Origin of the sequence: Megasphaera sp. ASD88 (assembly GCF_002287425.1) — a bacterium.
Classification (GTDB): Bacteria; Bacillota; Negativicutes; order Veillonellales; family Megasphaeraceae; genus Megasphaera; species Megasphaera stantonii.
On the sequence record NZ_NQXW01000015.1, the window covers coordinates 50,792 to 61,663 of the forward strand.

At 49.7% G+C, this 10,872-nt stretch carries 9 protein-coding genes; 6 read left to right on the top strand and 3 right to left on the bottom strand.

Annotated features, from left to right (window positions below; all coding sequences use genetic code 11):
- Positions 1–401: 401 nt before the first annotated feature.
- Positions 402–1,325 carry a LysR family transcriptional regulator gene (locus tag CJ260_RS08610; protein WP_087478203.1) on the top strand — a complete coding sequence of 308 codons (924 nt, stop codon included), beginning with the start codon at positions 402–404 and terminating at the stop codon, positions 1,323–1,325.
- Positions 1,326–1,403: 78 nt separating this feature from the next.
- Here the strand turns inward: CJ260_RS08610 and CJ260_RS08615 are convergent, their stop codons facing one another.
- The gene (locus tag CJ260_RS08615) at positions 1,404–2,801 is read right to left on the bottom strand and encodes a DUF389 domain-containing protein (RefSeq protein ID WP_233127936.1); all 1,398 of its coding nucleotides are present in this window, start codon (positions 2,799–2,801) and stop codon (positions 1,404–1,406) included.
- A gap of 205 nt (positions 2,802–3,006) precedes the next feature.
- Here CJ260_RS08615 and CJ260_RS08620 point away from each other — a divergent pair, with 205 nt between their 5' ends.
- From CJ260_RS08620 to CJ260_RS08635, 4 genes are all read left to right on the top strand, one after another.
- Positions 3,007–4,593: a BCCT family transporter gene (locus CJ260_RS08620; RefSeq protein ID WP_095629908.1), complete on the top strand. Its 1,587-nt coding sequence runs from the start codon at positions 3,007–3,009 to the stop codon at positions 4,591–4,593.
- Between the two features lie 139 nt (positions 4,594–4,732).
- Positions 4,733–5,314 (top strand): TetR/AcrR family transcriptional regulator, encoded by a 582-nt coding sequence (locus CJ260_RS08625; protein WP_095629909.1) that lies wholly within the window; start codon positions 4,733–4,735, stop codon positions 5,312–5,314.
- An 11-nt stretch (positions 5,315–5,325) separates the two neighbouring features.
- Entirely contained in the window at positions 5,326–6,294 is a 969-nt protein-coding gene (locus CJ260_RS08630) for an epoxyqueuosine reductase (RefSeq protein WP_095629910.1), read from the top strand.
- Positions 6,291–6,998, top strand: coding sequence for a flavodoxin family protein (locus tag CJ260_RS08635; protein WP_095629911.1), 708 nt, complete (start codon positions 6,291–6,293; stop codon positions 6,996–6,998). The genes CJ260_RS08630 and CJ260_RS08635 overlap by 4 nt, the downstream gene beginning before the upstream one ends.
- Positions 6,999–7,072: 74 nt before the next feature.
- Here CJ260_RS08635 and CJ260_RS08640 read toward each other — a convergent pair whose 3' ends face one another.
- Positions 7,073–8,254 carry a UxaA family hydrolase gene (locus CJ260_RS08640; RefSeq protein ID WP_087478197.1) on the bottom strand — a complete coding sequence of 394 codons (1,182 nt, stop codon included), beginning with the start codon at positions 8,252–8,254 and terminating at the stop codon, positions 7,073–7,075.
- A 5-nt stretch (positions 8,255–8,259) separates the two neighbouring features.
- The gene (locus CJ260_RS08645; RefSeq protein ID WP_087478196.1) at positions 8,260–8,565 is read right to left on the bottom strand and encodes a UxaA family hydrolase; all 306 of its coding nucleotides are present in this window, start codon (positions 8,563–8,565) and stop codon (positions 8,260–8,262) included.
- An 864-nt stretch (positions 8,566–9,429) separates the two neighbouring features.
- Between CJ260_RS08645 and CJ260_RS08650 the strand changes: the two genes are divergently transcribed.
- Positions 9,430–10,629: an IS110 family transposase gene (locus CJ260_RS08650; protein ID WP_095629912.1), complete on the top strand. Its 1,200-nt coding sequence runs from the start codon at positions 9,430–9,432 to the stop codon at positions 10,627–10,629.
- Positions 10,630–10,872: the final 243 nt, after the last annotated feature.

The window sequence follows — 10,872 nt, forward strand, 5'->3', positions numbered from 1 at the left end:
TTGCATAGGCTGTAAAATATATAGAATGCATTTCTAGGTCATAGTTTTATCTTATATCAAGCCGACAAATTTATCGGAAATAAAAGATATTTTCCATAAAACATTAAGCTCGGTCTTTATATGCATGATTTGCATTTATAGTATGCTATTTCATTATTCTATTGTCAGTTTTATGAAATTTAATCGGTAATTATTTTCAAATCAAGAAAACATTTAAAAAATAAATAAAAATTTATATATTTCTGATTTTTCTCCCAAATTTCAGCAAAAATTTTTTTAGAGCGTTAGCAGCAACATCGCCTTTCTGTCTTTTAACAGCCAAAAAAACCTGTTTTTTGCCGGCCCATATCTTCGTCACTGCCAATTCCATAGTTTCTCTATATAAAGCAAGGAGGTATAGTATGACATTACAGCAACTCAAATATGTAATCGAGTTATCTAAACACAATTCCATCTCGTCAGCGGCCCAATCCCTGTCTATTTCCCAGCCCAGCCTGAGCATGGCCGTCAAGGAACTAGAAGAAGAGTTCCATATTACCATCTTGAACCGCAATCACCGCGGCGTATCCTTCACTGCCCAGGGCCTCGATTTCCTGCGCTTCGCCCGCTCGATTATCGAACAGACCAGCCGCCTGCAGACCTACTTCGACCGCAGCGCCGGCAGGCAGGATAAGCCCCATCTGACCATTGCCGCCCACTACGATATCTTCGCCGCCGACTCCTTTACCAGCTATCTCCAGACGCTAAGCGGCGACGCCTACTCTCTGTCGATCTGCGAAGGCCGCACGGGAGAGGTCATCCGCCAGGTCGCAGAACAGCAAAGCCAGATAGGCGTCCTGCTCATGTCGCCGCGCACGACGGCCTATAATCACGCCGTGTTTACGAAGCGCAATTTAGACTTCACCAGCCTGAAAACGGTCTCCCCCTGCCTGTACGTCCGTTCCACCCATCCTCTGGCACAGTCCGCATCGGTATCCCTGAAGGACCTCGTCTCGTATCCCCACGTAAAGATGAAGAGGGAAAATACGAACAATTACCTGTCGGAAGAGCTGCTCCCCGATATACGGTCTGAAAAGGAAATTCAGGTAACCGACAGGAACACGATGTTTACGATCATAAAAAACACTGACGCCTACGCCTTAGGGTCCTGCCGTCTGCCCCAGGGAATCTGCTGCGACGGGATTTGCTCCATTCCGCTTCACACGGCCAATACCCTGACTGTCGGCTGGATTCATTTAAAAGGCATTTCCATCGCACCGGAATGCCGCCATTACCTCGAATGGCTCGAACACTGCCTGCAAGCGTCTCAGCCGGACCAGGACTGACAGCCTGTCCGACTCCGCTCCCATATACAGAAAAGCCCTGCCGTACCATCCCGATACGGCGGGGCTTTTTCGTCATGCCTATGATGGATTCCAGTCTATGCCGTTGCCGTAAAATTGGCTCGGCGTATCCTGTAATTGAATATTGACGACGACCGGCATGTCGGCCTGCGTCTGTATCCACTGCTGCAGCCGCCCGGCTTCGTCGGCCGTGAGCTGTCGGCTGACAACGATATAGGCCAGCCATTGACGGCCTTCCGTTTCTTCTTCTCCGTTGAAGGTGCTCAGCGTGCCGCCGCTGATCTGCCGTACTGCAGGGAATAAAACAGGGGCCTGCCGGTTCAGGCTGCGCAGGAGATTTTGATCCGCCGCGTCGCGCTTGTACGAGCCGTAATACTGATTAGCCAACTCCTTATAGGATTTGCCGCTGTCGTTTTTTAGCTCATTGGCCAGGCGGGCGTTGATGATTTCCTGCACCTGTTCCTGATTGAGCTGCGACGCCGGCCCCTGCACGACCTTCAGCGTCGTCTGCCGCAGTTGTCCATACTGATGCAGAGACGCTTGCAGCCGCTCTATTTCCTGATCATCTAAAGGAGCGCCGATGACGTCGACGGTCAGCACGCCGTGATCCAACTCATAAGCGACGACGCTCGACGCCTCGAGATCCATGTCCTGTGAAATAAACGATTTCACCTGTGAATCGCGGATATTTTCATTCGCCGTGACATAGGCCATGTACAGGCTGGGAACCGTCACGACCAAGCCGCAGATGATGAGAAACCACCGCTGATAGCGAAAATGCGCTTCCGACACGCCTCCGCACACGGGCACCCGCAGGATTTTAAAAATGAGGAAACTGGAAAAGGTAATGAAAAAGCAGTTAATAAAAAAGAGGTACAACGCGCCGCCAAAGAAATGAAAAGAATGGGCGGCAATCCCGTAGCCCGCCGTACACAACGGCGGCATGAGCGCCGTCGCAATCGCCACGCCGGGAATGATGTTGCTCTTCTCCTGCCGCGTATTGCCGATAGCCCCGGCAATCCCGCCGCACAGGGCAATGATGACGTCCCAGGCCGTCGGCGCCGTGCGGGCCAGCATTTCCGGCGACGGCGTCGTAATGGGCGTCAGCGAAAAGTACACGGCCGCGGTGAGCAAGGCGAAGACAACCTGAAAGCTCAATTTTACCAACGACTTTTTAATAAAATGCATGTCGTACGTCGCCATGCCATACCCCGTCGCCACGATGCCGCCCATGAGCGGCGAAATGAGCATGGCCCCGATGATAACGGCCACGCTGTTCATGTTGAGGCCTACGGAGGCGATAAAAATCGCCATGATTAAAATAACCAGATTCGCCCCCTTCACTGTAGAATCGGCGTCGATCCGCGCCGCAATCTCTTCCACCGGCGCGCTGTCCCGTTTAATATCAAACACATCCCGCCATTCGCCCATGTCCATCATCCCTTCGTCTATACGCATTTCATATGAAACCAGCACGGTTTTATTACTAACTATTATACAAAAAATATCAAAATTAAGGTAGATATATGCCCGTTTTCAATGCGAATTACCCTGCATTTGCATATATGTAATACATAAATGAACGTCTTGCCTTTGTTTTATTATTACTTTTGTAGTATACTTTATATATAATACTTTTTTTATCCACAAAAGGAGGTTTTATATGAAAGAACTAAAACAAGCATATTCCAGCATACGCCGCCGCTATACCCCGACAGGCGTATTTTTATCGGCTGCCGGTACGGTCGTTCTGATGGCATTGGCATCTGCCGCCCTGCCCGGGCCGCTGCAAACTCTGACCAATCACCTGAGCTACTCGATCATCAGTCATTTCGGCTGGTACTATTTGCTGTTAGTATCGGCCATCGTAGTACTCTGTCTATTTTTTATACTTACGCCTATGGGCCGCATCCGCTTAGGAAACCCCGGTTCTAAACCGGAATATTCGCGGCTGTCCTGGCTGGCCATGCTCTTTTCTGCCGGCATGGGCATTGGACTCGTCTTTTTCGGCGCGGCGGAGCCCTTGTCTCATTTCGCCGTTGCCACGCCTCAGGCCGAACCGGGAAGCCAGGAAGCGCTGGCCGATGCCCTGCGCTACACCTTCTTCCACTGGGGCATTCACGCCTGGGCGATTTATGCTGTCGTCGCTTTAGCGCTGGCCTATTTTAAATTCCGCAAAAAAGAACCCAGCCTCCTGTCGATGACCTTAAAGCCACTATTTGGCCGGACGATGGAACGATTTCCCGGCAAATTAGTAGATTACGTCTGTATTATCACTACAGCCTTAGGCGTCGCCACGACATTAGGCTTTGGAGCAGCACAAATCGGCAGCGGCCTAGAGTATCTCGTCCAGGTTCCCAACACGCTGCAGCTGCAGCTCGGTATCATCGCGGCCGCCACGATACTGTTTCTCCTTTCTGCCGTCTCCGGCGTAGACAAGGGCGTACGCATGTTGTCAAACATCAATATCGCCCTGGCCGTCTTTTTAGTCGCCGCAGCCTTGTTCTTAGGACCGACAGTACAGATTTTAAACACCTTAGTAGACACGTTAGGCTCGTATCTGCAAAATTTTGTCCGCATGAGCTTCCGCACCGGCGCCTTCAATGCCGTTCGGCAAGAATGGATTGAACAGTGGACTATTTTCTACTGGGCCTGGTGGCTTTCGTGGTCGCCCTTTGTCGGCATGTTCATCGCCCGCATTTCGAAAGGCCGGACAATCCGCGAATTCCTGACCTGCGTGCTGCTTATCCCGACGCTATTCAGCTTTCTCTGGTTTTCTGTATTCGGAATCCTTGCCAGCGAAACCTACTCAGTTTATCCGCAAATCGCCCAGATGCCGTCAGAGCAAGTATTATTCGGCATACTCCAGGCCTACCCGGCCAGTACGGCCCTCTCGGTGATAACCGTATTGCTGCTGTTTATCTTTTTCATCACGTCGGCTGATTCCGCCACCTTTGTGCTGTCCATGCTGTCGGAAAAAGGCAGCCTCGTGCCGCACGACAGCGTAAAAATCGTCTGGGGCCTCTTGGTGTCCCTCATCGCCGGGCTGCTCCTGACTATCGGCGGGCTGGCGGCACTGCAAAACGCCATGATCATCGCGGCCTTTCCCTTTTCCTTTATCGTCATTTTGATGATGATCGCCTTATATATCGAATTGTCCCACGAGCAGCGGGAAATGGGGCTGTATATCAAGCCGGAAACATATCCGCCGAAAAACGCGCCCTTCCGTTCCTATGAAGAGAATTCGTAAAAACAATATATAGCTGCCAAAGGCAAGAGGCTGCATAATCCAAAAGAAAGATTATGCAGCCCCTTTGTATGTCAGCATTGACAAAATAAACCAATCGGTCTATTCTGGTGTCAGATACATTACGAAGGAAGGTGAAGGAATGAAAAAAGGCGACCAGTCTAAACACCATTTAATCGAATGCGCGGCCCGCCTCTTTTGGCATGACGGCTACAACGCGACGGGAATCAATAAAATTCTTCAAGAGTCAGAGATGACAAAGGGTTCCTTTTATTTCTATTTCAAGACGAAAAAAGAGCTTGCCGCCGCAGTGATTTCCTATTACCAGCAAGTCATTTTCGAGTGGCTTCAGGAACTGTCCCAGGATACGCAGTGGGAGGAATTTGTCCGCCAGTTTTCCTCCCGCATGCTGAAGGACGCCGCCGACGGAAGGCATTACGGCTGTCCCTTCGCCGTCGTCGGCATGGAAATCGCCTTCGCTGAACCCGACATCTCGCCGCGCTACGCCGCTGCCTTAGAAAATGTCGCCGCCTTGTTTCGCCGCGTGCTGGAGCAGTCGGGAATCCCTTCATCCCATTCATCCACTCTGGCAGACCGCCTGTTTTCCATCTACGAGGGCGAACTGCTGCGATACCGCATCAGCAAAGATTCTATATACATAAACAATCTGGAAGCCCAGCTCATCGGCACGTACCAGGAATACCGCAAAATTCATTCTATATAAGAGGTGATATTATGAGCCGTTCTGCTCTTGCCCAAGCCATCTACGAAACAGCCCTGTCCTGCGGATTTGATAACTGCGGAATCATTCCCATATCGGCCCTGGACGGCTATAAGAAGCGCCTGCAGAAACGGGAAGAAGCCGTTCCCCAAAGCCGGCCCGTTTACCAGGATATAGAACATCTGGCGGCAGTCAGGAAGCTATATCCGTGGGCAAAATCGGTCGTCGTCTGCATCACGTGGTTAGGAGCGTACCGCTATCCCCTCTCGCTGCAGGGACTGTACGGCAAGGCCTTCCTCCTGTCTCCCGATACGGTGCCGGACTGCGAAGCCCACCGGCAGAAGCTGCGCTTTGAAGCTTGGCTGGCCGAGCAGGGCCTTCGCTTCGAAGGCGGAGAAACGAACGCTCCGGCCCGCATCATACCGCTACGCTACGCAGCCGTCGCTGCAGGCCTGGGAATTTTCAGAAAAAACAATTTATTCTACGGGGAAAAGGGCTCCTATTACGAACTGGAAGGCTATCTCATCGACCAGCCCTGCGAGTACACGCATGAATGCCGGCTGCGCCCCTGCGCCGACAGCTGTACGCTCTGCCAAAGAGCCTGCCGGACAAAGGCCTTGTCCGCGCCGTATACGATGAATCCCCTGTCCTGCACGTCCTTTTGGACGACCTTTGGGCAAGGCGCCGTTCCGCCGCACCTGACAGCCGACCAGTTTACGACCTGGCTATGCGGCTGCGACGCCTGTCAGGACGCCTTCCCTTATAACCGCCACGACTGGAGCCAGGGCAAAGAATTTCCCGGCTTGCAGGAACTCGAACCGCTGCTGCAGCCGGAAAACATCGTCGCTGCGTCAGATACGGTTCTGCGCCGATATGTAATTCCCAAAACAGATCTTCACGTTTCCCCAGACCAGGTACAGACCCTCAGAACGTCGGCATCGCGCGTACTGGAGTATTTAGCGAAAGGAGTAATGCAGCAATGAACATCCTCGTGTTAAACGGAAGCCCTAAGGCGCACAGCACGACCTTGGATATGACGAAGGCCTTTCTCAGCGGCCTGTGCCAGACAGAACTGGGACATATCCAATACATTTCATCGTACGACAAGCACGTCAAATACTGCCAGGGCGACCTGTCGTGCTGGTTTCGCCAAGACGGCCAGTGCATCATCCAGGATGACGACATGAACGATATATTGGCCGCCATGAAGGAAAGCGACGTCATCGTCTGGAGCTTCCCTCTCCACTGCCACGGCCTCCCCGCCTCCTTAAAGGCCATATGGGACAGAACCATCGCCTTTTTGAAAATCAACATGACCCAAGGCAAGACGTATGTAGAACACGAACGCACCTTCGACCTGACGGCGAAGAAGCACGTCGTCATCGTCGGCGGCGGATACCCTTATTATCCCGAGAATTTTGCCGCCGTAAAAACGCTGATGCAGATATACTTAAAGCATCCGGCCATGGCCTGCATCTGTGAAACGGCCCTGCTGGACGCATCAGCTCCGGAAATTGAGCCGCTGAAAAAGGCATTATTCGCCCGCCTTCACGAAGCCGGCATAGAATACGGCAAAACGGGGCAGCTTTCGGCTGAAACAGTTCGGCAGCTTGAAGCCCCTTTAGTCTCGAACGAAAAATACATTGCCATGATCAACAGCCTCGCGCCGGACAGCAAGGCGCAGTAAAAAAATCCCTGACTCATCCGCATTCAGCAGACAGGTCAGGGATTTTTCTTTCCATGCAGTACGATATATCTATACTAAATAACCGGCCCTACGCAGAAAATATCCATAGAACCAAAGTACCCTAAAGCTTCATTTTTCGTCATCCGGCCCGACAGTACCTCCAGCAGCAGCTTGAAGGCTTCTTCGCCGATTTCTTCGATGTGGCTCTGCCCCAGCAGGATGCGTCCGGCATTCAAATCCATATCGTGCTGCATCCGTTCGTACGTATTGGGATTGCCGCAGATCTTGATGACCGGCATGGACGGGAAGCCCTGCGGCGCGCCCCGGCCCGTAGAAAACATCATGACCTGCGCGCCCGTACAGGCCATGCCGGTCAGAATTTCCGGCTCCCGGCCCGGCGCGTCTTTAATCCACAGGCCCTTCAGGCCATCGGCGCGGTCGCAGTACTCCAGCACGCCCTGAATGGGACGGTGCCCCGATTTTACGATAGCCCCCAGGCTCTTTTCTTCTATGCTGGACAGGCCGCCGGCAATATTTCCCGGCGTCGGCTGGCCGCCCCGCATGTCTTCGCCTACCGATTTAGCCCGTTCTTCCATGCGGTTTACGATGTCGAAAATCTTTTGCCCTACGGGACCGTCGGGCCCGCCGACGGCGCGGTTTGCCAGGATATGTTCGCCGCCGATGAATTCCGTCGTTTCGCCGAAGATGACCGTCCCGCCGAGGTCGACCAGCTTATCAGCCACGTAGCCGATGACGGCGTTGGAAGCCAGGCCCGACGTCGCGTCGGAAGCGCCGCACTTGATGGACATCATGATTTCCGAGGCATCGACTTCTTCCCGCTGGCAGCTGGAAATCTCCATGACCATCCGCTGGGCCGCGTCGATACCGGCCTGAATGGCCCGCGACGTGCCGCCCAGTTCCTGAATCCGGATGATGTCGACGGGCTTTCCGCAGGCCCGGATTTCTTCTACCATCCGCTCGTGATCCGTCCCTTCGCAGCCGAGGCTGACGATTAAGGCCGCGCCGACGTTCGGGCTTTGCCCCAAGTTGGACAACACGTCAGTTACGCGCTTTAAGTCGATGGGCAGCTGACAGCAGCCCTGATGATGAAAATACCCGATCGTCCCCTGAACCTGCCGGCAAATCGCCTGTCCTACGTCGTTGGCGCAGATGACGCTGGGAATGACGGCAACCAGATTGCGCGCCCCTACTTTGCCGTCGGCGCGGCGATAGCCCTGAAATGTATACTTGCTCATACTCATTACCTCCCTGCAATATCTCCTCTGCCGCGGCGCGCTTCTAAGTTGTGGACGTGCACGTAATCGCCCTTTGCAATGTCGCAGCTGGCCGTCCCGATGCATTCGCCGTACTTCATGATGAAATCGCCCCGATGCAGCTCCTTCAAGGCAATCTTATGACCATAGGGAATATCGTCGTTGACCCGTATAATTTCGGCGTTCCCTTTTTTATCGCGCACTTCGACGTCCATTCCCTTCTGAATACCTTCGGCAAAAATAGTCGCCACGTTATCCAAATCGTCAATCTTTAAAGCTAATTTCAAATCCATAAGCGTCCCTCCTGTCTCGTCTATCAGAACAAACCTTACGTACGCAAAATCCCGCATCACGCTCCCATCTCCAGCAGCAGTCCCTGCAAGCTGCCCTGGCTGCAGCAAATAACCCTTGCCAACCCGCCGCAGCGACGATTGAATTATTCTTAAACCCAGTATATCACTTAAATAATTTATTGTGAACATTATGAACTCATCATATTTTAAATTACTTTTCTGAATTACTATTTATATATGACGTACAGATATCTTATAACATTTTATACTCGACATCGTTTATACATCCTGCCGCAAATAAATCTATACAAAACATACCGCAAAAAAAATAGGACTCACCGTCGTCATTCCAGTGAATCCTATGCATCAGAAATATATGATACCGCGCCGCATAGCCGCCATATCAGCGTCGTTCCTGCAAAAAAAAGGGCAGAAAAGGAGCAGCCCTCTTTCGCTGCAAGAGCTCGCCCGTCATCTTGACAGGTATGTTTTATGCGCCGGTCATGGTATAATAGTGGCGTTGCTTACCCCATACCGGCAACGGAAAGGGGGAGTGTTTCAATGCCTTTACGATTTTTGGAAGCCGTCGCGGCTAGTGTAGTGGCCTACTACCTATGCAAATGGTTCGTACTATATAAGTGTAGAGAAAAATATCTCTGCACTTATTTTTTTGATATGATGAGAGTGATTGGATAACGACAAGTGGTTTGGGTCTTTACACCCGTGGTCTAGCATGTTATCTAACTCTCATTATTATGCATTCGATTAAGCAAGTTGGGAGTACATCCCGGGTAACGAACGAACATGAATCCATAATGAGCAAGTTAGTGCCAATCCATGTATTTTGAAAGGAAGGAATAACGTATGATTGCTGTCGGTGTCGATGTATCAAAATCTAAAAGTACGGTAGCTATTATCTCGGATACAGGTGAAATCATACAATCTCCTAAGGAATATTGCCATACGTACAGCCAGCTGCAGCCATTAATAGCGTTACTGAAAAAACAGTGTGACGAAGTAAAAATCGTTATGGAAGCAACAGGACATTATCACTATCCGATTCTAAAAATCTTTCTAGAAAATCATTTCTTTGTTTCTGTCGTTAATCCATATATCATCAAAAAATATAATGACAATACGCTTCGCAAAGTGAAAACGGATAAGCAAGATGCGCTCCGATTGGCCTTCTATGCCTTGGAAAAATCTCATTGTCTGACTGCTTATACTGCGAGGGAAGCGAAGTATGCAGATTTAAAATTCTTATACCAGCAATATACACAACGACTCCATACGATTCAAAAAGAAAAAGTAAATCTTTGTCATATCCTTGAAGAATCTATGCCCGGGCTATATGATGTATTGGCAACCAGTGTACGGAATCCGGAAAAGAATCTATTGTACGCTGTTGTCAAAACATTTAAAAGTTTTGAATATATTAAACAAATGAGTCCGGAACGATTTTTTAATAGATATTCCAAACTAGCAACGGCTATAGGCAGCAGAAAAAGAAAAAATTATGCGTTACTCATTTATGAAATGGCGCAAAACAGCATATGTACCAGAGGAAATGATCCTTATACTTCCATTGCGCTGGAAGAATGTTTAAATTCATTAATTCTTGCAGAAAAAGCAGCAAACAGGCTCTGTGAACAAATGAATTTCATAGCCAATACGCTGCCAGAATATATAACAGTACGTGCAATGCACGGAGTCGGTGATAAATTAGCCCCACAACTCATTGCATTGATTGGAGATGTTCGAAAATTCAAAAGCGGGAAGGCGTTAAATGCCTACGCTGGAAACGATGCCCCTCCATACCAATCTGGACAATTTGAAAGCAAAAACCGCCATATCTCTAAAAGAGGATCTACAGAATTAAGAAAGATATGTTTTGAGATCATGTGTTGCATCAAAGTGCATAAAACAACAGAAGATCCAATCTATTGCTTTATGGAGAAAAAAGAAGAAGAAGGAAAAGCAAAGAAAGTAGCCATTATGGCAGGGGTAAATAAGTTTTTAAGAACCTATTACGCTAAGGTAATGGAAGTATATAAAGATATTTGACCTTATTAAAAACGAATCTCATAACCTCTTTTTGTAAAGAGGTTTATTAAAGTTACTCTTTTTTAGAGAAACAATACGTTGTATAAAAACGAAAAGAGCCTGTGAAAAAATCTCTGTAAACATAGATCTTCTATGATACTTGGTAAGCTGAAAGCGAATTTGAGAACTTTCAGCTCATGGTTTATATATAACAACACATGCTGAACATGTCAAATACAGACAGGATGAGCCTGTGAAAAAATC

Bases quoted from the DNA above. Each gene is read 5' to 3' on its own strand.
- CJ260_RS08635 (WP_095629911.1), top strand. From the start codon at position 6,291: ATGAACATCCTCGTGTTAAACGGAAGCCCTAAGGCGCACAGCACGACC.
- CJ260_RS08650 (WP_095629912.1), top strand. From the start codon at position 9,430: ATGATTGCTGTCGGTGTCGATGTATCAAAATCTAAAAGTACGGTAGCT.
- CJ260_RS08630 (WP_095629910.1), top strand. From the start codon at position 5,326: ATGAGCCGTTCTGCTCTTGCCCAAGCCATCTACGAAACAGCCCTGTCC.
- CJ260_RS08615 (WP_233127936.1), bottom strand. From the start codon at position 2,801: ATGCGTATAGACGAAGGGATGATGGACATGGGCGAATGGCGGGATGTG.
- CJ260_RS08645 (WP_087478196.1), bottom strand. From the start codon at position 8,565: ATGGATTTGAAATTAGCTTTAAAGATTGACGATTTGGATAACGTGGCG.
- CJ260_RS08625 (WP_095629909.1), top strand. From the start codon at position 4,733: ATGAAAAAAGGCGACCAGTCTAAACACCATTTAATCGAATGCGCGGCC.
- CJ260_RS08640 (WP_087478197.1), bottom strand. From the start codon at position 8,254: ATGAGCAAGTATACATTTCAGGGCTATCGCCGCGCCGACGGCAAAGTA.
- CJ260_RS08620 (WP_095629908.1), top strand. From the start codon at position 3,007: ATGAAAGAACTAAAACAAGCATATTCCAGCATACGCCGCCGCTATACC.
- CJ260_RS08610 (WP_087478203.1), top strand. From the start codon at position 402: ATGACATTACAGCAACTCAAATATGTAATCGAGTTATCTAAACACAAT.